Genomic DNA, 21002 nt, shown 5'->3' on the forward strand with positions numbered 1-21002 from the left:
TGCCCCGGCAAAATTAGGAAAATGCGCGCCTTCTCGGGACAGCAGTCCCATGCAGTAATTGTGGCTACGTAGCTCAGCTGGTTAGAGCACAGCATTCATAATGCTGGGGTCGGTGGTTCAAGTCCACCCGTAGCTACCACTTATTCCTTTCAAAAACAGTCGGCTCTCCCCAATTAACGGGGGATAGACCGGTTCTCACTAAACTCGATTGATGATCTTTGGCTCCCGCGCTTCACTGCCCTAGGATGCTCACCCTCGGCTTCCGGCCCAGCCGGATGATGACACAACGCCTGAACACAAGTGGTGACTTCGCGTGACTTCCAGTAACTCTCACCTGACCAGCACACTGCTGCTGGTCGGCATTGCAATGTCGGCTGCCCAGGCACAGGCAACCAACGGCTACTTTACCCACGGCACCGGCGTGCGCGCGCAGGCCGTCGCCGGCGTCAGCCTGGCACTGCCGCAGGATGCCCTGGTTGCTGCGAGCAATCCCGCGGGCACCGGCAGGGTCGGTGATCGAATCGATGCCGGACTGACCTGGTTCCAGCCTGATCGCAGCTCAGTCATTGAAGGCAACCTCGCGGGTGCTGATGGCCGCTATGATGGCAATGACGACGCCTGGTTCCTGCTGCCCGACATTGGCTTTACACGGGCGGTCAATGAACAACTGAGCTGGGGGATTGCGCTATATGGTAATGGCGGCATGAACACCAGCTACGCCGACAATCCCTACGCCGCTTTCGGCGCGAGCGGGATGGCCGGCGTTGACCTGGCGCAGGCTTTCATCACACCCTCGGTCGCCTGGCGCGCGGGCAACCACAGCTTTGGCGCAGCAGCGACCTTTGCCTACCAACGTTTCGAGGCAAAAGGCCTGGCGCCCTTCGACGGCTTCAGCAGCCGACCCGGCTCCGTCACTGACCTTGGCCACGACAGCAACACCGGCTGGGGCGTCAAGCTGGGCTGGATGGGCAATGTCAGTGACAGCGTCACCCTGGGCATCGCCTGGTCTTCCGAGATCGACATGTCCAATTTTGACGACTACGCCGGGTTGTTCGCGGACGACGGCGACTTCGACATCCCTGAATCCTTTGGCGCCGGTATTGCCTGGCAGTTAAACGAGGCCTTGACCCTGGCGGCGGATTGGCAGCGGATTCAGTACAGCGATATCGACTCGGTGGGTAACCCGCTGGCACCCCTGTTGTCAGGCGTGCCACTGGGTGTCGCGGGTGGTCCGGGCTTTGGCTGGGAGGACAGTGAGGTCTACAAACTCGGCACCGTGTATACGGTCAGCGACGCGCTCACGCTTCGCGCGGGTGTCAGCCATATGGATCAGCCCATTCCCGGTGGAGAAACCTTCTTCAACATTCTTGCACCGGGCGTGATTGAAACCCATGTGAGTTTCGGGGCCAGCTGGGCGGTGTCCGACAAGAGCGAGTGGAATTTTGCCTATACCCGAGGACTTGAAAAAACCGTGCGCGGCGCCAATTCTATCCCCGGACCGTTCGGTGGCGGCGAGGCCGACCTCACCATGCACCAGAACATACTTGCAATCGGCTTTACGAGACTGTTTTGATGGGTATTGCCTGGCATCTGTTTACGCCCTGGCATTCGCTTGCCGGTGGCGCCTTGATTGGTCTTGCCGCCAGCCTCCTGTTGCTCGGCAACGGCCAGATAGCCGGCATTAGCGGCATACTCGGCAACCTGCTCAAGCCCGAGGGGCGCGCGCCCTGGCGCCTGGCGTTCCTCGCGGGCCTGGTGTTGGCACCCCTGCTGCTGTGGCCGGTGATGCTGCAGATCACCCCATCCCCTGTTGCGACACCCGAGCTCGACAGCGCAACCCTGATCCGGCTGCTGACGGGTGGGTTTCTTGTCGGCCTGGGGACCCGCTTTGCCAACGGCTGCACCAGCGGCCATGGCGTTTGCGGCCTGGCCCGGCTTTCTCCGCGTTCGCTGGTCGCGGTACTCAGCTTCATGGGCGCCGGCTTTGTGACGGTTGCCCTGTGGCGGCTGGTAAACGGAGGTGTCTCGCTATGAAAAGTACCCTCAATGCACTGCTCGCGGGCCTGCTGTTCGGTGCCGGACTGATTGTCTCAGGCATGGTCAACCCGGCCAAGGTCATCGGTTTTCTCGACCTGACCGGGCAGTGGGACCCATCTCTGGCGCTGGTCATGGCCAGCGCGATCAGCCTCTCCTGGCTGGGTGTCAGGCTGGCGGCGAGACGCAGCGATCCGGCCTGTCCCACTGACGCCCCGGCCAGGCCCATCGACAAGCCATTGGTACTGGGCAGCATCGTATTCGGCATCGGGTGGGGTGTAAGTGGCTTTTGCCCCGGCCCGGCGGTGGTTGCCACCGGGAACCTTTACTGGCCGGCTTTGGTCGTCGTGCTGGGCATGCTGCCAGGGCTCGCTGTGGCGGGGATGTTCCAGGCAGCACAGCGCGATTGACTGCGAGGCACGCCTTCGCAAGCGTTCACAGAATCCACGGGATCAGGACTTTACGCTCTGGCGGATAATCCTCGAACTTTTTCAGATACCACTGGTGCACCTGAAACGCGCGGGGCACCAGATTCGCTGCGCTCACAAACAGCACAAACAGCGCACCGGGCGACCAGGTTGCAATCGCAAACCCGGTGAACGACAGCAGTTCCGTGAAGTAGCTGGGGTTGGTGACGTAGCGGAACAGCCCGCCTTCTGGAATGCGATAAACCCGCTCGCCACTCTCCACTTCCGCCTTGCTACGGAGGTTACGGATGATCGCGTCGGAATGCACATTCATGACGAAGCCGAACACGTAGATCGACATGCCCAGCAGGAAACGTGGGTCGGTCAACCAGTCAGCCGTCAGATGTGAAGACAGATGGGATATGAAGACTGCGTTCAGGTAACCGTGCAAGGCAGTGACCAGCCAACCCGCCACCACCACCATTAACCCGAAGGTGCCTTTGCTGCCCTTTGCGACACGCATGAACAGGGGAAACAGGAAACCCCGGTTGGCGTAATGAATCAACCACACGCCGAGGAAGATCATCGGGACCAGCTCGCCTGCGTTCTTCCCGTGCAGATAAAACCAGAGAAAACTCAGTGTGGCCGGAAGCTCCATCAGGAACCATCCCAGCCGAGGGGACAGCGACAACCCCCTGCCCTCCGCACCGAAGCGTCCATAGGGCGCCTTCGACAGGAAAGCACCGACCAGAATAAACGCGGCGTAGACAAAACTGCCAATCAGAATGGTGTTGTACACCTCGGCAGACATCAGCCAGTTCATGCTCTCCCCTCCTGTGACTGCCCGCGCGGGCAGCTGAATCGTTCCCGTGTCATACCGCCACAGTTTTGCGGCGAGCGCATGGTACACGAGCACTGCCCGACAGACGGGGCGCATTTCCATACCAAACGGGGAAAAATGCGTGGCGTGCCGCAAGAGCCGGCGTTGCCGTTGCGAAAAAACAGCAGCATTTAATCCTTTCATTTGACGCAGGCTTTGCTATCATGTTTCTCCTTCTGGCGCACATCGGTCTGCGCCACAACGTAACGCCACATCCGCTTCACGCTCTGTGTCACCCGGTACCCTTAAAGTACCCCCAGCTATACCGCAACACACCCCGCTCTGGACCGAGCCATCAAACACGTAGCATTTGCTACCTTGCATGTTGGCCAGGCGATCTGTCAGCCAAAAATCAGGATTAACATCACGTGTATTTTAAAGAACTCGGCCTTTCGGCCGAACTGCTACGCGCAGTAGAGAAACAAGGCTATAGTCAGGCCACTCCCATACAACAACAGGCCATACCGCTGGTTCTGCAGGGCAAAGACCTGCTGGCAGGGGCGCAAACAGGCACTGGAAAAACCGCAGGGTTTACCCTGCCTGTGTTGCAACAGTTACAGGACAAGTACCCTGCCGGGCAAAAAAGCTACCCCAAGGTGCTGGTGCTGACGCCGACTCGCGAACTCGCCGCACAGGTGCATGAGAGCGTGCGCGACTACGGCTGCCATCTGCCCTTCCGCTCTGCGGTGATTTTCGGCGGGGTCAGTATCAATCCGCAGAAACAGAAGCTCATCAAGGGCGTTGATATTGTCGTAGCAACGCCGGGCCGCCTGCTGGACCACGTCCAGCAGCGCAGTATCGACCTGTCACGGATCGAGATACTGGTTCTGGACGAGGCAGATCGCATGCTGGATATGGGCTTCATTCACGATATCCGCAAGGTGTTGAAGATCATCCCCAAGCAACGCCAGACGCTGCTTTTCTCTGCGACCTTTTCCAACGACATCAAGACCCTCGCCGCAGAATTCCTGCAGCAGCCGGCGCAGATTCAGGTGACACCGGAGAATACCGCGACGGAACTGGTCAGCCAGACCGTGTATCCGGTCGACAAGAAGCGCAAACGTGAACTGCTTGCCGAGAAAATTGGCCAGGAAAACTGGCAGCAGGTGCTGATATTCACCCGCACCAAGCACAGTGCCAACAAACTGGCAGAACAACTGGGCAAGGACGGCATTACGGCAGCAGCAATTCACGGCAACAAGTCACAGGGGGCGCGCACCCGGGCCCTGTCTGACTTCAAGGCCGGCGCGATCAGAGCCCTGGTGGCAACGGACATCGCCGCGCGGGGTATCGATATCGACAAACTGCCCCATGTGGTGAACTTTGAGTTGCCCAACGTGCCCGAGGACTACATTCACCGCATCGGGCGCACCGCACGAGCGGGCCAGCAAGGCAGCGCTATTTCACTGGTGTGCGTTGATGAGCTGAAATTGCTCAAGGATATCGAGAAACTCCTGGGCAAGCCCATCGAGAAAGTGTACGCACCGGGGTATGACGTTGACCCCAGCATCAAGGCCGAGGTGATTCAGAACGGCAGCAACCGCGGCAGCGGACGCAACCAGCCGAGCGGCCGGGGCAGGTCGCAGGGCCGCGGTCGCCCCGGCGCGTCAGGAAACGCTGCCCGAGCCCGCCCCGCCAGCGGCAATCGGCACCCCGGCTGATTCCGCGGGCCAGACGACGCCGTTTTGGACCATCGCCAGCCCGCGAGCCGCCTCAGTTGCTGAGGCGGCCCGGCGCTCGTGCTACTCCTCGAGCCAGCTGACCCGGTACAGGTCCCGTCTTCTGTCGAGAAAGTTTCGTACCGAGCCCTCGTTGCGCAATTTATTCAGTTTCTCGAGGTCCAGGTCAACGATCAGCGTCATCTCGGTGTTGGGCGTCGTTTCAGCCATGATCGCATCGTGAGGGAAGGCGAAGTCCGAAGGAGAGAACACCGCTGACTGTGCATACTGGATATCCGCCCCATCCACCTTCGGCAGGTTGCCCACGCTGCCGGAGATCGCCACATAGCACTCATTTTCGATCGCCCGGGCCTGTGCACAGCAGCGTACGCGCAGATAGGCATTTTTGGTATCGGTCCAGAATGGCACAAACAGCATCTGCATATCATGCTCTGACTGCAATCGCGCAAGCTCCGGAAACTCCACGTCGTAGCAGATCAGGATGCCGATCTTGCCGAAATCGGTATCAAACACCCGCAGTTTGTCACCACCCCGCATGGTCCAGGCCCGGGCTTCATAGGGTGTCGGGTGTATTTTGTACTGCGCATCCAGCGTTCCATCGCGACGACACAGGTAGGCGACATTCAGGAGTTCGTCGTTCTCCACGACCGGCACCGAGCCGGCAATGATATTGATGTTGTAGGTCACCGCCAGCTTGGATATTGCGTCAATGATCTCATCGCTGAAACTGGCGAGGGCCTTTATCGCGTCGACAGAGGTTCGATGCTGCTCCAACCCCATCAGGGGCGCATTGAAAAACTCGGGGAACAGCGCCAGGTCACACTGGTAGTCGGATAGCGCATCGACAAAGAACTCGACCTGCTGGATCAGTTCTTCCACGGAGCGCAGCGGCCGCATCTGCCACTGCACGCAGCCCACCCTGGCGGTGCTGCGGGTTGCCCCGATCAGCGGTGCTTTACCGGGGTCGTAGTACAGGTTGTTCCACTCCAGCAGCGTGGCGTAACCGTGGGATTCCTTGTCCTCCGGCAGATAATTTTTCAGCACGCGCTTGACGTCGAAATCATTGGACAGCTGAAAACTCAAGATCGGGTCGTAGATCTCCTTGCGCTTGACCAACTCGATGTAGGCCTGGGGGGTCATTTCCGCCGCGTATTTCTCGTAGTTCGGAATACGACCGCCGGCCACAATGCTCTTCAGGTTCAGGTTCTGGCACAGTTCCTTGCGCGCTTCATAGAGTCGCCGGCCAAGACGCATACCGTGATAGTCGGGGGATACACAGACGTCTACGCCATACAGCACATCGCCCTTGGGATCATGTGTGGTGAGATAGGCATCGCCGGTAATTTCATCATAGGTGTGCTGGTCACCGAACTTGTCATAGTCAACGATGACCGAAAGCGCAACCGCAACAACGACGCCGTGATCCTCGATACAGATCTGCCCGTCGGCGAAAGCCTCCAGCTGCGCGCGAAACTTTTCTTCCGGCCACGCACCCCCGAGGTGCGGGTAGACCTTGTCCATGATGGCCTTCAGATCCGGGTAATCCTCAAGGGTCAGGTGACGAAGGCTGAGTTTGTGCTCAGAGTCCTCACCTGTGATGTTGTCGACCATATCTTGTTCCTGATGGCTGTGAATGGCTGGGTGTTCGCAGAGGCACAGAGTATACGTGAGCGGACATTCAGGTGCTGTTTCTTTCAACTGCACAGGGCGGTATCTGCCTGACCGGCCACGGGCGCTGACTGCGTGCTGGCAGGGGCCGCCGGCCATGACCCGCAATCATGGCCTTGACGCTGCTGCCAGCGAAACCTAGTCTCGACCCTTTGCCGAGCAGGGATGCCGAATAGATGCGCCGATCCAGTGAAACAGCCGCGGCCGGTACGCCGCCGGTGAGCGACCCGGCACGCCGTCCCGCAGTGGTGATGGCCAGCATCGCCTTCCTCGCGCACAACGCCGCGGTAGGTCTGTGCTATGGCTCCTTCGGGGTACTGGTAATGGAGTTCGAACGGCATTTCGCTGCCGGTCGCGCCCAGACGTCCCTCGCATTCTCCCTGGTCGTACTGGCCAGTGGCCTCATGGCGCCCTTCGTCGGCGCTCTGCTGGGGCGCACGCACATCCGCTCGGTCATGATCAGCGGGGCATTGCTCACCAGTGTCGGGTTCTTCTGCCTGCCGCTTACCCAGCAGCCGTCCGCTATGCTCGCCTGCTTTGCGCTGCTGATCGGCCCGGGCATCAGCCTGCTCGGGCTGCTGCCCGCCGTCACCCTGGTAAACAACTGGTTCAGTCATCGCCAGGGGCTGGTACTCGGGCTTGTGATGATGCCTGTGGCCGTCACCGTGGTGCCGTTGATTGTGGTCAAACTGCTGCCCGTTCTCGGCTTTGAGATCTTGCTGCGGGGTATCGGCCTCGTCTACCTGACGGTCATACCGGTGCTGTTGATGGTCAAGGACAGCCCGGAACACTGGCAGGCCAGCAAAGGGCACAAAGGCAGCGCCGAGGCGGCTGACGCGCTCGCTACCGCGAAACCGCAGCGACCGTCCGTGTCTGCTGTGGTCTGGCATCCCGCATTTATGCCGCTGGTCATCGCCACCGGCCTGATGATGGGGGCCGGCGTAGCCAAGAACACCCACATGGTTCCGCTGCTGGTGGAGGGCCAGTGGTCCATGGAGCAGGCAACCCTGTTACTTGCCGTATCCGGCGGCTGCGCGGTGTTGGGGTCACTGCTGCTGGGCTGGCTGGCCGACCGCCATAACGCGGCAGCCGTGATTGCCTGCAACGCCCTGCTACAGTCCGTAGTCTGGCTCATCCTCATCACACCCGCCTCGTTCACACTGCTGTTGCTGGACGCGGTGCTGATCGGCATGTGTATTGGCGGGCTGTCCACGGCCAAGGCCGTGGTTGTGTCCCGCGTGTTCGGCCGCAGCCAGTTTGCCTTTGTCAGCGGGTTGATGGGGTTCTGCACGCTGCCGCTGCTGTTCACCCTGTCGCCGCTTATGGGGCTGCTGCGCCAAACCAGTGGCGACTACACGCTGCCTATCTCACTGATTATTGGCGGATTTTTCATTGCAGCGGGCTGCATGTGGCTGGTCAGCCGCCTGGAGCGCCAGACGCCGCGGCCCTTGAACGCGGCGCCGTCATCAGCAACACTCTAGACACCCAGTAGACCACCCGGTCCATCGAACCCACGGGCATGGCCCCTAACGCAGAGAGCGAACGATGCAGCACTTCGACATAGTCCCACTGGCAGGTGGTATCGGCGCCGAGGTTCGCGGGTTGGACCTCAGCTGCGAGATCAGCCCCTCGCTGCGCGACGCCATGGTGGAGGCTTGGCTGGACCGCGGTATTCTGCTGTTTCGCGGCATCGGCGACAGCCCGGAGAAGCAACTGATGCTGAGCCGCGCTTTCGGCGAACTGGAGGTGCACCCCATCGAGAATATTCGCGTCGACGGCTACCCCGAACTCATCTGGCTGTCGAACCGCAAAAGCGATGAAACAGCGCCGGTTTACCACTACGACGGCGTCGCCACCGTCGGTCGCATTCCCTGGCACAGCGACCTCGTTTACACCACCACACCCAACCGGGGTGCGCTGCTGCGCATGCTGGAAATGCCCCACTCAGGTGGCCAGACGGGGTGGATCGACACTGCAGCGGCCTACGATGCCCTGCCGGAGGACACCAAGCAGCGCATCGAGCATCTGGAGGCACGCTTCCGCTTTATTGCCGACCCTCGCGATATGCGCTTTGGACGGCCCAACGTGGAACGCCACGACGAAACCAACCTGGAGAGGGAGAAAGCGTTCTATCCAAAGTTTCCAGACACCATCCACCCGCTGGTCTGGAAACATCCGGTGAGCGGGCGCAAGGCCTTGTGTGTCAGCCCGCTACACCTGCGCGAGGCCATCGGTGTACCAGCAGACGAGGGCGATGCGCTGCTGCATGACCTGGTCGCACACGCGACCGATGCGCGCTTCAGTTACGTACATCACTGGGCGCCGAATGACATGGTACTCTGGGACAACCTGCGCACCATGCACCGCGCATTCGGCAACCCGCCCGATGCCTCCCGTCTGGTGCACCGCACTACTCTGAAGAGCACAGTGGTTATGGGCCGCCTGGCATAGGCCATCCAGAACAGGAGGCGGCAGGAATCTGCCACTGTTCCTGTGCCGGACGCGACTGCTAGAATCTGCGGTACCAGCCTCCAACGCGCCCCTGACTCCCATGCCCTATCCGCCTCTCCCCGCAGTCGCAACGCGCGCTCTGCGCTTGATCTTTGGCGCTTTATTGCTCCCTGTGATTACGGCAACGGCCAGTGAGGAGGCCAGGTATACCGACAGTCATCTGCACACCGTTGATTTTTTCCAGCAAGGCGCACCGCTGGAGACGCTGCTCAGCGCCATGGATGCGGCGGGTGTCGGCAACGCCATGGTGTCCGGCATGCCGCTGATGAAGAAGTGGCACGAAAACGAACCCAAGCGCCCTGACACATACGCAGGAGATGATGCCGGCGTGTACTGGTTCAGCGCTACCGATGCCTATCTGGCCGAGTCGCTGGAGGCCCTGGCACCCGCGCAGCGCGACCGCCTGCATCCCTTCCTGAGCGGCTTCAACCCCACCGACAAGAACGCTGACCTGCACTTGCAGAAGATGACCGAGCTCTACCCTGGGCTCTGGCAAGGCATCGGTGAGGTGATCACACGGCACGACGACCTGACTGCGTTGACCGAGGGCGAAACACCTCGCGCCAACAGTGACGCGATGTTCCGGGTCTATCGCTATGCCGGGCACAACGGGCTGCCGGTCCTGCTGCACAGCAATATCACGTCCAAGCGGGAGCGCAACCCGCTCTATGCGGGAGAGGTGGAGGCCGCCCTGGCCAGGTTCCCGGACGTGAACATCATCTGGGCGCATGCAGGAACCAGCAAGACCCTGCACCGGCATCAGGGCACGATGGCTTTTCTGCTGCCGGAGATCACGCGCATCCTGGAAACCTATCCCAATCTTTACATCGACCTCTCCTGGAGCGTACTGCGGCCCTATTTACTGGACAGCAACGACCAGCCCGTAAGCGGCTGGGTCGCTCTGGTCTCGCGCTTTCCCGACCGGTTCATGATCGGCTCCGATCTGCTGGGAAAATACGGCAGGCTGGGGGAGAAGCTGGCAGAGTTCGAACCGTTCCTGCAGGCGCTGCCCAAAGAGGTGGCGCATCAGGTAGCGCGCGGCAACTTCCTCGCCCTGCTGCCGACCCGGGGCGTTTGTCCCCAGCACGTAGCACGCTGTAGCCAGGCGCGCTGCGTACAAGGCACGCCAAAGCGGAGACTGGCGGACGTCGCGGCGTACTTCCGTTAAGAAGCACGGGTACATCGTTTTTCAGGGAGCACGCAACGGATGCCGAAGGCACTCGTCATCGGAGCGGGACCCGCCGGGATGCTTGCGGCAGTGCAGCTCAAGCGAAGCGGCTTCGAGACCGACCTCGCCGATCCATCGCCGGGATCGGGCCTGCGGACACGCCCGCAGAGTGGCCATGTGCACCTCTTGCAGCCCGCTACACTGGCGCTCATGACACGGTGGCTGCCACAGCTGTCGGCCCATACCAACCCGCAACTCTGTCGGACAACATTTGACCAGTTGCTGTGGACACTGAGCCTCCAGCATATCGACAGCGTTCACACCGCCCGCATTAAATCTGTCAGCTTCAGGGGTAACAAGGTGCTGGTGCATGCTGCGGGGCAGATCAAGAAATATGATCTGCTGATAGACGCCAGCGGCGCCGCACGCGCAACCGCCGGGAGCGTGGCGCGCCAATGCAACACTGCGCTGCCCCTGGACTCCGGGCCTGCCTCCGGCGACTACGCTACCCTGAAGCTGACGAACCTGAGCGAGGAAACCAGGCAGATCATCGCTGTGCGCGACAACGATTCAGGTTACGGCGCGTTATTGCAGCACACCGGCAACGGGAGGGGGTTACTCACGTTGCAGGCGCCCGTCGAGGAGCGACCACCCGAGGATCTGGCGACTGCCCTGCGTGTTCTGAGGGGCTTTGCCGACCCACGGCCGTGGGCGGCTTGCCACAGGTCCCGCGCGCCGGGGCGCACCGTGATTTTTCGCGGCCGCCCGGCCACGCGACTGGCACTAGAGCACGTGACCGACCTGCCGGCGAACTGGCTGCCGGTGGGAGACTGCCTGCTGACCACGCAGCCCTACCTGGGCCAGGGCTTTGAGCAACTCACCGAACATGTCGTGCTGTTGGAGCAGGGCCTCGCCGAAGGGCGGAGCTGTAGGCAAATTCGGAACCAACTAGTCCACCGGGCACGCCAGCGATGGTGGAACGCCACCTGGCGCGACACCATGCAGGTCTGTGCACTGTCCTGAGGATGGCGTGGACAGTGGCGGAAAACGCCTTCGATCTGCGTTATGGGGTCAGTACTGGCAACCAGCGGAGCTCCACAATGAAGATCTATCAACGGCGTCAGGTGGTCATGGGTCTCGCGACTCTGGTCGGAGGCGCACTCACGAGCACCTCCGGGCACAGCGCATCAAAGAGCAAGAGCGGCACACAGCTGCGTCTGGTGGTCGAGCGCGCGGAATCACTGCAAGGGCTCAGCGGCAAGGCACTCCAGAGGGCGCTGCTGAAACAGGTGCGCATTCGGATAGCGGGCACCGAGGATACTCAGGCCGTCGCACTGTGCGCCGTGCGCGTAGAAAAAAACCGGGCCGTCGACACCTTCCTCTCGCAGCCCTTCAAAGCGGCACCGGGTGACGTCTATCTGCCCGGCGACATGTATCTACCGGGCCGCGACTTTCTACCTCAGTGCCTGCCGGGTGACATGTATCTGCCCGGTGACATGTACTACCCCGGAGACAGTATCAGCGCCTTTGCGGCGAGCGCTGCGGAAAATTCAGTGCGTGAAGCCGGCGCGACCAGCGGTCTTTTCCTGGTAGCCGTAGCAATGACGGGTAGCAAAACCGCGTCACGGGGGTCGGCATTGACCTCAGATAGCTGCTGACGGGTCCCGGGGAACGGTTGTCCTCTCAGAGCAGCATGGTAACCGGTGGCGGCAGAGCCCTCTCTCCTGCAGCCAGCGCAGTTGTCCACCGGTGCATGGCTACAACGTCTGCGTGCCCGTCGCCGTGAACCTCCGCCAGTATGGCAACGCCCTCCGCGCCGAACTCAATGGCACGGGGTATGTCTCCCCGATGCCAGTACACCGCCGCGAGCCGCCGCAGGGTATCACCTGCCAATTCATGTCGCTCACCCAGCAGCGTGCGGAAAATGCCCAGTGAACGTAGCAAAAGCGCTTCGGCCTCGTCGTACCGTGTCTGGCCATTGCGAGCGGCCGCGAGGTTGACCAGATCAATCGCCAACTCCCGACTCTGGGGGCCCAGTACACGCTCATCGATGGCCACAGCCTGTGCGAGGTAGGTAGCCGCCTCGTCAAACTCGCCAAGCTTAAGGTATGCGGTGCCAAGGCCACTGACGGCCGCCGCAATAGCCGGGCTATGTTCCTCATGGTTTTCCCGCAGGATTTCCACCGCGCGAACCAGATACGCGATGGCACCCTGCGGATCGCCCAGCTCCCTTCGGGCTGAGGCCAGTTGATTCAACAATACGGCGAGGCTTGGGTGACGCGGGCCCAGCACTTGCTCATCCACCGCCAGGGCCTGCTGCAGGTGATCCGCTGCTGCCGCGGGATCACCTGACTCCAGCAGGGCGATACCCAGGTTTCCTCTGGCGACAGAGGTCTGTGGATGGGTGTCGCCAAACAGGCTGCGGCGCATGGCGTAGGCATGCTGCAGCATGTCTATCGCCTCACTGTGGCGCGCTTCACGCGACAGCAGGGTGCCCAGAGCATTCAGGGTGGTGGCATGAGGCGCGCTGTCGATCGCAGCCCGGCGATGAAAGGTCAGCGCCTCAACCAGCAGATCTCGAGCTTCCGCATAGCGGCTGGTGACGATATGGACAATGCCAAGATTGGTGAGTGTTCGCGCGCGCCGCGCCAGCTCATCCTCTGGCAGCGTCGCCAGGGCGCGACGATGGTAGCCCTCGGCAACTTCCAGCCGACCCAGCTGGAAGTTGGCTTCGCCAAGTTCCGCGAGCACATCCGCCTGCATCAGGCGGCTGTTGTCCACCTCCCTTTCGAGCAGCGTCAGTGCCTGCAACAGAAGCTCATCCGACTGCTGGTACCGGCCGAGGCTGCGGCTCACCTGCCCCAGCACATGGAGCATGGTGGCCTGCAGTGCAGTATCGCCGTGGATTGCCCCTGCCCGCTCGATGCCGCGATCAACCAACTGAATGGCAGTCACGTCACCACCCCGCGACTCAGCCGGATCCGCGGCGCGGAACAGATCCACCAGATAGCCGCTGATCTGCTGCGCCTTCGCGGCTTCCCGCTCTGCCAGCAAGGCAGCGGCAGCCGCGCGATCGCGCTCGGTGGAAAGTCGATCAACATGCGCGGCCAATGCCGCCAGCACGACAAGCGGCACGACGAGAGACGCGGCTACCGCCAACGCGTTTCTGCGCAGGAAACGACCGGCTCTGTAGCGCCGGTTGCCGGCCCGGGCGAGCACCGGCAGGCGCTCGCGGTAGCGTTGAATATCGACGCTCAACTGTTCTACCGAGGCGTAGCGGTGCTCCGGCTCCTTGCGCAAAGCCACCTGGCAGATGGCATCAAGGTCGCCCCGCAGCGTGCGGGCCAGCCGCTCGGGAGTGCTCGCCCTGGCTGCCGCGAGTTGCCGGGGGTCTTCGTCATCTGCGTCCCGGGCCAGAACTCGCTCAGGCAAACTGGGCGGCACCTGGTGCAGAATCGCATCCTGGAACAGAGCGGGCTGGCCGTCGCGCACGCGGTAGGGTGAGCGCCCTGCGAGCAGCCTGTACAGCAAGACACCCAGCGCATAGACGTCAGTGGCGGTTGAAACACGCTCACCCAGCAACTGCTCGGGGCTCGCGTAAGCCGGGGTCAGCAGCCGTCCACCGGGCTCCGTCAGCTCGTTCCCCGGGGTGGAAGCGGCGTCGGACTGCAGGACTTTTGCAATGCCGAAGTCGAGCAGCTTCACCTGTCCGGCGTCGGTCACCAGGATGTTGCTGGGCTTCAGATCCCGGTGCACCACCAGCCTCTGGTGGGCATACTGCACCACCTGGAAGACCTGTTCCAGAAGAGTCAGTCTCTGTGAGACATCCAGCCGTCTGCGGTCACAGTATTCCGTGATGGGTGTGCCATCGACATATTCCATGATGAAATAGGGCCAGCCGTCATCCGTGACGCCGCCGTCCAGCAACCGAGCCAGATTGGGATGCTCGAGGGATGCCAGAATCCTGCGTTCTTCGCGAAATCGTTCCACAGATTCATCGCTGTCCAGCCAGCGACGGAGCACCTTGACAGCGACCGTTTGCTGGAACTCGCCGTCGTCTCGCTCACCCTTCCAGACAACGGCGGTGCCGCCCTTGCCCAGGCATTGCACAAGTTTATAAGGGCCTACGTGGCTTACGGTCGCGGGGCTTGAATCGTCGCCGGATGGCTCCCGCAAAGCTGCAGCTGCCAGCATGGCAACCGAGGCGGGGGCTCTGTCAAACAGGGCATGGGAGCGCGCCTCCGCATCCAGCAGACGGCCTACCGTTTCTGCCAATGCGGGGTCATCTTCACGGCAGCGAGCCAGCTGGGAGGCACGCTCCGCTGCGGGCAGATCGAGCAATGCACTAAACAGAGCATCTGCACGGACCCACTCCCCGGTGAGGGCAGCGCGCGATGGTATCGCATGTCGCGGTGACATCCGTGATCTCCTGACGTGGTGACGCCTTATCCTAGCTCAACAAGATCGTTGCGGGCGATAGCAAACATCGCACCGTAGCCTGAGAGCTCGGAGAGCCGTAGAAGTCAGGCCGGATTCAATGCATCCATGAGGTAGGCGCGGGCCCGTGACCAGTCGCGCTCCAGTGAGCGCATGGGGCGCTGCAACACCGTGGCGGCTTCCTGCATGGTCATCCCCGCGAACAGGCGGCACTCGGCGAGTGTCTCCAGGGCTGGATCCAGCTTGCCGAGCTCGCGCATTGCAGAATCGATTGCGATAACGTCAACGACGGACGTCGCCAGGCCATCGCCGTGGGAATCCGGGTCGAGCTCCAGTGGCACGGCACCGCCGCCTCGTTTCACCGCGCCGCGACGACGGGCGTAGTCAACGATAAGCTGACGCATCGCGGTGGAGGCCAGCTTCAGAAATTCATCTCTGGGCAAGGCGGCGTGTGCGTCATCGGCGCTCAGACGAATCCAGGCCTCATGCACCAGTGCGGTGGTATTCAGCGTCGCACCGGGACGGTAGCGCCGGAGCTGACGGTGCGCTGCCAGCCGCAGACCGCTGTACAGCGCGTCCAGCCGGCCTTCTACCAACGCTTGTGTTGTCACTGCATTGCCATCCCCGATCGCCCTCGCGGTGTCGAGGATTATACCCGCTCGTCACGCCGCCACAAGTGACCGCGTCACGGGAGCGACGGCGTTACTCGGATGTAGTTAAGCGTCGCTTTTCTTCTCTGCGCAGAATGTCCCGCTCACGGCGCAACTGATCGTAGCGAATTTTGATCTGGCGCTGCTGCTCGGCCGCCTCCGTCATCTGCCGCACGGCCTCCTGGCGCACCGGGTCAGCGGCGGCGCCGGCCTGCAGCAATCCGGGGTTCAGCATGCGCTGTTGTGACTCCAGGGCCTGCAGTTCGCTGCGCTCCTGCCATTCCAGCGCAAAGTCCTCATCCAGGTTCCTGCGTTCCCATGCTCGCAGCTTGGCGCCATGAAGATAGTCGCCCAACAGCCCCAGATGCCGCTCATGCAATCGCTCTACCTCGCGCTGTTCGCGTTCATTCCACTGCAGTTCAGTCCGCGTCAGCTCACCGCCGATGGGGCTCGCGATTATCGGTTGTGGCATCTGCATCAGCCCAAGCGCCTTCGCACGGTTGAGCACCCGCTGATCGCGCTCGGACAGCAGCGCATCCTTGCGCTCTTCCGCCGCCAGCTGCGCCTCATGCACGCGCATGGCACCGCTCTTGCGCGCAGCAAACACCGCATCCTGATGCGCTGCGGTCGCCTCCTCCATGGCACTCAACCGGTTGAGTAGCTCCGCCTCTGAGACCGCTGTGAGCGTGCCCGCCAGCCGCTTCTGTAACGCGGCTTCCAGGGCGGCCACTTCGCTCTCTGTCGCAGCTTCCAGCCGAACGCGCTCCAGGTCGAACTCCGTGTCCACCGCCCTGACGCGCTCCTGGTAATGCGACGCCATATCGCCCACTTCCAGACGCAAGGTCGTCACCGCGTCGTTGAGCTGCTGATTGCGCGCTTTGCGCAGCGCCCGGCGTTCTCGCTGCGCATCGCGACGCAGTTCCTTCAACTGGCGTTCGTCAAGGCCGGTATCGGCTCGAACGCCGACCGCCGGCAGCGCGGTGGTCAGCGTGACGGCCAGCGTCGTCACCGTCAGCATGAGCGCGCTGCTCAGCAGCGCGGCAAAGATCGGGGTTTTCAAGCTTGAACGTTGCAGGTATCTCATCGTGTTCTCTCCGGTCATGCCGTCTTGTTGTTCATCTCGCCATCGCGCCAGATTTTCAGCCACGCGTTGATGGTGTCCGCCAGATAACCTGCATCGCCCCCGGATACTGCCCACCCCACCAGCGGCACACGCGTGGCCGGGCTCGTGATGGAGAACACCAACCGCAGGTAGCGATCAGTCACTTCTGCACTGTCAAGGCTCTGCAGCGGGAACTCGAAGGTTTTGACTTCGAGACTGGAGACGCGGCGGATCAATACCCGCCCCGGCCCTGCCTCAAGTCGCAGCCGGGTGCTGCGGGTGAGAAAGAAGTGGCCCATACTGGCGAGCAGCGCGAGGGTCAGCCCCCAGGCAATTCCCTGCAGGAACTCGCCACCCAACAACTCGGCGAACGCGATGAGGCCGCCGATACCGACAACCGGGCCCAGCATAAGCCAGAGAAACATGCGTGGCAGTTCCAGCACCAGCTCCAGCGTTTCAGAGGTGTTCTCCAGGGCTTTCATGTCAACGCGCCCTCCACACCCGAGCCGGGTTGCTCCGGCACAGATTCAGACGGATCAAGCCAGCTATTCAGGGTGCTCACGGCGTACAGCAGATCCAGCGGGTCCGGACGGAACAGGTCCAGCGGTACTCGGGACAGCGTGTCACCCTGCGCAAGCACCAGGAGCAGTCGATACTCAGGCAGACTGTGCCGTCGATTGTGCTGCGTTTCCACCTCCAGCTGCTTCAGCGCGGGCAACGGATATTCGGCCACCTGATCCCCGAACATCGCTCGGGAGCGAATGCGGAGCGTGCCCGCACGCCGATCGGCATGGAATACGACCTGGCGCAGAATCTGCGTCATCAGGATCCATCCCAGAGCAGCCAGCAACAGGCTGCTCATGATGATTCCGCTCAAGGCACCCTCGAACAGGGCGCGCAGAAACGTAATGCCCAGAATCGCCACGACGCCGCCAAGGCCTACCAGCCAGTCGATCGGCATATGGGTCATCTCGAGCTCGGCGCTGGACTGTTTAATCACTCTCACGATGGGTATCCCTCGGCTGACGCAGCATGATCGTCGGGGCTTTCTTTGCAGCTTACGTCGCCTAACGCAATACACGGCACACTTCCGCCAGCAAAAATCCCGCTGGCGGAATATTTGCACGCAATCCGTTATAGCTACAGAAACCTCACGTGAAGGCGGAGAACCATGTCGAAACCCTGTGCCCCGGGCACGTATCCGGACCCTATCCGCAGGCCACGCCGCGTTGCGGGCGAATGGCAAAGTGGACTCTGTGCGCTGCTTTTCCTCTTCGGCCTATGGTGCCTGCTACTGGCACCTGACCTTGTGGCCCAACCCGAGGCGCCCCAGGCGAGCCCTGCCCCCGCGCCCGGTGACGCAGCGGCCAGTACGCCATTGCAGTTCAACACACCCTACGCGCTCGATGGAACCAAGCGACTGCAATTCACGCTGACACGGGCGCAATACGCCCTGGGCTGGACGGATCATGTCGCGACCAGGAGCGGTGGCGCCAACGCGGATGAAAAAATGCTGGTGATCTTCTTCACGGTTGAGAATGCCGGCACCGAGGAGATACGGTTCCGCGACAGCACGCTGGAATTCCTGGTGATCGACGAACAGGGACTGGTGCATGAACGCACTGCACCCATGGAGATTCGCACCGCACGTTTCACCGCCGCTGCAGCGGCGGCTGATCACCAGCTCAAGGAAACCCTGTTGCGGCCGAACTCGCCTCTACTGCTGTATACCGCGGTGCTTGTGCCGAAACGCCTGCGCATGAGCCAGTTGCTGGTGAGGCAAGGCAACAGTGAGCTCAGTTTTCCACTCTCCGGCCAGATTGAGCCACTACCGCCAGCCTTTCAGGAAGGACACCCCGAAGTGGTCCGTGAAGACATCGAAGTGGGCCCAGGGCAGTTCCTTCCAGGACCCTCGTTCGATATCCGTATCGACCGCTCCGAGGTCACCGATGACCCGGCGCGTGTCGGGCGCAAAGCGGCCCAGGGTAGTGAGCGCTGGGCACTGGTCAGCATGACTGTACGCAACCGGGCTGAGCGCGCACAGAAATTTTCCCGCGGCAGCTTCCGGGAAACCCGCATTGTCGACACCAGGGGTGAATGGCACGAGCCACGTCTCGTGCTGCACGCAGAGCGCGCGGAAAAATACGGCACGCCTATCGATCCGGGGAAAAGTGATCGCTTCATTGTCGCATTTCGACTGACCGAAGACGCCGCGCCCAAGACACTGAGGCTCCAGGTTACGGGAGCCGACGGCAATCTATCCCATCGTTTCCTGGTAGGCCTTCAGGGCGGTCCGCGGCTGAGCGACGCCGGGGAGGCGCCCGTCGCGCCGGGGGTTCTGTATGTGGGTGCCTACGCGTTGGTGCAGGCAGATGCCCCGCTGACCACGGTACTACCGGCGATACAGGCCGATGAGGCGGAGCCGGCGCCGCCCCCTGTCCCCTGGAGCTGGGATAGCATGCCGGGCTACACCGAAGCCAGCGAGGCGGCCGAGGAAGGCAGTGCAGCCAGCGATACGCCGGCTCCGACGCCACTGCAAAACGTTGCGATGTCCCTGGACAGCATCGAGGGCTGGGCGGTAACGGAGACCGACGGCGATGAGCCGTACCTTGTGGTCTGGAGTTTTCGCGGCAGCCTCGCACCCCAGGGCTACGGTACCGGCGTGGTTGTCCTTTCTGCGCCGATGGTGACCCTGGGCAACACCGGCTTTATGTCGACAGGGGGTGTTCCCTATGCGCCGGACAGCGACCAGTTCCGACAACGCTTTCCCTACACGTTCAACACTGTGCAGCCCTACGAGTTCTACGGCCTCGTAGTCACGCTCGCAGAGGCCGACAGCAGTTCCCACAATAGTCGAAGCGCCTTTGGTGAACGTCTCGGACAGGCAATGGACACGGTCATTCGGAGCCACGTCAATGGCGCGGCAGCCATTGATACCCGCGACGGCAGCAAGGCAACCCAGGAAGCCTACCTGCAACGGGTGCAGCAGATGCTCAACGCCATGCGCAGCGTGCGGGTGAACAACCTCTTCAGCGCCACGGCGGGTGCCAGTGGGGCCAACAGTGACGACTATCTCGCAACACGGGTCTATGCCGGTGTGCACCTGCCGGCACTGGGTACAGGAGGGTCCAGTGCTACCGTCATGCGCGGCTCGAAGACCTGGTCGGAACTGATCGAGGCTGGGTCGAACATGGGGCTGCCTGTCCCCTACGAGCTGCTTTGGCGGCACACAGTAACGCCGTAGGCGCCCTACCCAGGCGGTGCAGCGCTGCGCCGCCGGTTGCAAATTTTTGACATTACTTATGCCATAAAGTAGGCTCGTCTCCGACCAATCCACCGACTAGCACTGTCGGTTCACCGGCACGGCACCCATTAGCCCGCCCAAGGACAGCGATATACAGATTAGCATGGATGGCAAGACGAATCGGACCGCGATAAAAGGATCCGAATTCGTCTGTCGAATTCCTAGAATGAGCAGTTAGGGGTGCTATGGAATCCAGTGCCCGTGAGGTCGCCACAACCACCGCTGTTACAGGCTTGAACTGCAGCATACCATGTCCCCAAAACAACCGACTGATTCGGCAGGGTGGTTGTCCTGTTTGCGCCATAAGTATGGGTGCAGGTGTAGGGACCAAAGGGGGCGCTACTATTACAGAACTGCCAATAGGTCTCGCCTACGACATCACTCCAATTAAAATAGTACATTGACCCATAAAAATACCCCTGAGCTGGAGAATATCCCCACCCACAGTTCCCTGTATTAACGGCCGAAATCCACGCTGGTTTTGGAGGGGGAGGAGGAGGACAAATAGCACCAGGGAACTGGTTAGCTGTCCATCTGGAGCAAACTTGGCTCCTCTGTGAGGACGTTAAGCCGCATTGCCCGTTCACACAATTGATGAACGCTTTCCGTAAGTCGGCAACAGTAAACCCGCCGTCATCAACCAATGCCTGATTAGCTTGGGATGCAATATATACAAACAGACTCTCAGCTTTTGCCGGAAGCATGTCTTCACGAATGTCAATAAAAAGATTGCTTATTATTCGAGAGTCATTATAGAAAGTGCTTTCGGTGACAACTCTGTCGCTACCCCACGTTAAGCTGGTAGAGGGATTAAGGTGTCTAGTGGGACCACTGTTATACTGTACATAATCATTGGTCTGAAATGCTCGAACCGTGTCGGCGACGGCCTCCGAAAATGCCTTTCCCGTCGGCGTGGCTCGTATTGCTGTGTAATTCGGGTTAACACGGTTGTGCCACATGTGACCCGCTTCATGACCGGAAACATCTTTGCGCACGTAGGCTTGTGGCCCACCAAGTTCTGGATCTGTTGTCGTCCATTGGCCGATACTAATCACTGGACGTGCAGGAAAACGAACATGAAACCATCCCCCCGCACTTTGCTGAGTACTTAGGGATGCTCTGAACAACCCATGACTTCAGTCGTACAAAGCTCAAAGTGGTA

The 21002-nt window shown here is 61.3% G+C and carries 17 protein-coding genes and 1 tRNA gene; 11 read left to right on the forward strand and 7 right to left on the reverse strand.

What is annotated here, in order from left to right:
• The first annotated feature begins 62 nt into the window (after positions 1 to 62).
• The 4 genes from AACZ17_RS02425 to AACZ17_RS02440 all read left to right on the forward strand — a co-directional run bounded on the left by AACZ17_RS02425 (position 63) and on the right by AACZ17_RS02440 (position 2444).
• Positions 63 to 139 (forward strand) — tRNA-Met (locus tag AACZ17_RS02425).
• Positions 140 to 313: 174 nt separating this feature from the next.
• Positions 314 to 1573, forward strand: a complete 1260-nt coding sequence (locus AACZ17_RS02430) for an outer membrane protein transport protein (RefSeq protein WP_290744792.1) — start codon at positions 314 to 316, stop codon at positions 1571 to 1573.
• Complete coding sequence (locus AACZ17_RS02435) at positions 1573 to 2034, forward strand: YeeE/YedE family protein (RefSeq protein ID WP_290744794.1); 462 nt, start codon at positions 1573 to 1575, stop codon at positions 2032 to 2034. The genes AACZ17_RS02430 and AACZ17_RS02435 overlap by 1 nt, the downstream gene beginning before the upstream one ends.
• Positions 2031 to 2444: a DUF6691 family protein gene (locus tag AACZ17_RS02440; RefSeq protein ID WP_290744796.1), complete on the forward strand. Its 414-nt coding sequence runs from the start codon at positions 2031 to 2033 to the stop codon at positions 2442 to 2444. The genes AACZ17_RS02435 and AACZ17_RS02440 overlap by 4 nt, the downstream gene beginning before the upstream one ends.
• 25 nt (positions 2445 to 2469) lie before the next feature.
• Here AACZ17_RS02440 and AACZ17_RS02445 read toward each other — a convergent pair whose 3' ends face one another.
• Positions 2470 to 3264, reverse strand: a complete 795-nt coding sequence (locus tag AACZ17_RS02445) for a methyltransferase (RefSeq protein WP_290744798.1) — start codon at positions 3262 to 3264, stop codon at positions 2470 to 2472.
• A 425-nt stretch (positions 3265 to 3689) separates the two neighbouring features.
• Here AACZ17_RS02445 and AACZ17_RS02450 point away from each other — a divergent pair, with 425 nt between their 5' ends.
• Entirely contained in the window at positions 3690 to 4982 is a 1293-nt protein-coding gene (locus AACZ17_RS02450) for a DEAD/DEAH box helicase (protein ID WP_290744800.1), read from the forward strand.
• 81 nt (positions 4983 to 5063) lie between these two features.
• Here AACZ17_RS02450 and AACZ17_RS02455 read toward each other — a convergent pair whose 3' ends face one another.
• Complete coding sequence (locus tag AACZ17_RS02455; protein ID WP_290744802.1) at positions 5064 to 6611, reverse strand: bifunctional GNAT family N-acetyltransferase/carbon-nitrogen hydrolase family protein; 1548 nt, start codon at positions 6609 to 6611, stop codon at positions 5064 to 5066.
• A 233-nt stretch (positions 6612 to 6844) separates the two neighbouring features.
• On the opposite strand from AACZ17_RS02455, the gene AACZ17_RS02460 reads away from it, so the two are divergent.
• The 5 genes from AACZ17_RS02460 (at position 6845) to AACZ17_RS02480 (ending at position 12005) form a co-directional block, all read left to right on the forward strand.
• Complete coding sequence (locus AACZ17_RS02460) at positions 6845 to 8149, forward strand: MFS transporter (RefSeq protein ID WP_290744804.1); 1305 nt, start codon at positions 6845 to 6847, stop codon at positions 8147 to 8149.
• Positions 8150 to 8213: 64 nt separating this feature from the next.
• The gene (locus tag AACZ17_RS02465; RefSeq protein ID WP_290744806.1) at positions 8214 to 9119 is read left to right on the forward strand and encodes a TauD/TfdA family dioxygenase; all 906 of its coding nucleotides are present in this window, start codon (positions 8214 to 8216) and stop codon (positions 9117 to 9119) included.
• Between the two features lie 172 nt (positions 9120 to 9291).
• A complete protein-coding gene (locus AACZ17_RS02470; RefSeq protein WP_290744863.1) occupies positions 9292 to 10347 on the forward strand; it encodes an amidohydrolase family protein in 1056 nt (351 codons plus the stop codon).
• 39 nt (positions 10348 to 10386) lie between these two features.
• A complete protein-coding gene (locus AACZ17_RS02475) occupies positions 10387 to 11370 on the forward strand; it encodes an NAD(P)-binding protein (RefSeq protein WP_290744808.1) in 984 nt (327 codons plus the stop codon).
• A gap of 77 nt (positions 11371 to 11447) precedes the next feature.
• The gene (locus tag AACZ17_RS02480; RefSeq protein WP_290744810.1) at positions 11448 to 12005 is read left to right on the forward strand and encodes a hypothetical protein; all 558 of its coding nucleotides are present in this window, start codon (positions 11448 to 11450) and stop codon (positions 12003 to 12005) included.
• A 25-nt stretch (positions 12006 to 12030) separates the two neighbouring features.
• Here AACZ17_RS02480 and AACZ17_RS02485 read toward each other — a convergent pair whose 3' ends face one another.
• From AACZ17_RS02485 to AACZ17_RS02505, 5 genes are all read right to left on the reverse strand, one after another.
• A complete protein-coding gene (locus AACZ17_RS02485; protein WP_290744812.1) occupies positions 12031 to 14766 on the reverse strand; it encodes a serine/threonine-protein kinase in 2736 nt (911 codons plus the stop codon).
• A gap of 104 nt (positions 14767 to 14870) precedes the next feature.
• Entirely contained in the window at positions 14871 to 15437 is a 567-nt protein-coding gene (locus AACZ17_RS02490) for an ECF-type sigma factor (protein WP_339637657.1), read from the reverse strand.
• 49 nt (positions 15438 to 15486) lie between these two features.
• A complete protein-coding gene (locus tag AACZ17_RS02495; RefSeq protein WP_290744814.1) occupies positions 15487 to 16518 on the reverse strand; it encodes a hypothetical protein in 1032 nt (343 codons plus the stop codon).
• A 14-nt stretch (positions 16519 to 16532) separates the two neighbouring features.
• The gene (locus tag AACZ17_RS02500; RefSeq protein WP_290744815.1) at positions 16533 to 17018 is read right to left on the reverse strand and encodes a hypothetical protein; all 486 of its coding nucleotides are present in this window, start codon (positions 17016 to 17018) and stop codon (positions 16533 to 16535) included.
• Positions 17015 to 17542: a hypothetical protein gene (locus AACZ17_RS02505; protein ID WP_290744817.1), complete on the reverse strand. Its 528-nt coding sequence runs from the start codon at positions 17540 to 17542 to the stop codon at positions 17015 to 17017. The genes AACZ17_RS02500 and AACZ17_RS02505 overlap by 4 nt, the downstream gene beginning before the upstream one ends.
• Positions 17543 to 17707: 165 nt before the next feature.
• On the opposite strand from AACZ17_RS02505, the gene AACZ17_RS02510 reads away from it, so the two are divergent.
• Positions 17708 to 19780 carry a hypothetical protein gene (locus tag AACZ17_RS02510; RefSeq protein ID WP_339637650.1) on the forward strand — a complete coding sequence of 691 codons (2073 nt, stop codon included), beginning with the start codon at positions 17708 to 17710 and terminating at the stop codon, positions 19778 to 19780.
• Positions 19781 to 21002: the final 1222 nt, after the last annotated feature.

Origin of the sequence: uncultured Haliea sp. (genome assembly GCF_963973825.1) — a bacterium.
GTDB lineage: Bacteria > Pseudomonadota > Gammaproteobacteria > Pseudomonadales > Halieaceae > Haliea.

Bases quoted from the DNA above. Each gene is read 5' to 3' on its own strand.
- AACZ17_RS02435 (WP_290744794.1), top strand. From the start codon at position 1,573: ATGGGTATTGCCTGGCATCTGTTTACGCCCTGGCATTCGCTTGCCGGT.
- AACZ17_RS02440 (WP_290744796.1), top strand. From the start codon at position 2,031: ATGAAAAGTACCCTCAATGCACTGCTCGCGGGCCTGCTGTTCGGTGCC.
- AACZ17_RS02445 (WP_290744798.1), bottom strand. From the start codon at position 3,264: ATGAACTGGCTGATGTCTGCCGAGGTGTACAACACCATTCTGATTGGC.
- AACZ17_RS02455 (WP_290744802.1), bottom strand. From the start codon at position 6,611: ATGGTCGACAACATCACAGGTGAGGACTCTGAGCACAAACTCAGCCTT.
- AACZ17_RS02460 (WP_290744804.1), top strand. From the start codon at position 6,845: ATGCGCCGATCCAGTGAAACAGCCGCGGCCGGTACGCCGCCGGTGAGC.
- AACZ17_RS02465 (WP_290744806.1), top strand. From the start codon at position 8,214: ATGCAGCACTTCGACATAGTCCCACTGGCAGGTGGTATCGGCGCCGAG.
- AACZ17_RS02475 (WP_290744808.1), top strand. From the start codon at position 10,387: ATGCCGAAGGCACTCGTCATCGGAGCGGGACCCGCCGGGATGCTTGCG.
- AACZ17_RS02480 (WP_290744810.1), top strand. From the start codon at position 11,448: ATGAAGATCTATCAACGGCGTCAGGTGGTCATGGGTCTCGCGACTCTG.
- AACZ17_RS02485 (WP_290744812.1), bottom strand. From the start codon at position 14,766: ATGTCACCGCGACATGCGATACCATCGCGCGCTGCCCTCACCGGGGAG.
- AACZ17_RS02495 (WP_290744814.1), bottom strand. From the start codon at position 16,518: ATGAGATACCTGCAACGTTCAAGCTTGAAAACCCCGATCTTTGCCGCG.
- AACZ17_RS02500 (WP_290744815.1), bottom strand. From the start codon at position 17,018: ATGAAAGCCCTGGAGAACACCTCTGAAACGCTGGAGCTGGTGCTGGAA.
- AACZ17_RS02510 (WP_339637650.1), top strand. From the start codon at position 17,708: ATGTCGAAACCCTGTGCCCCGGGCACGTATCCGGACCCTATCCGCAGG.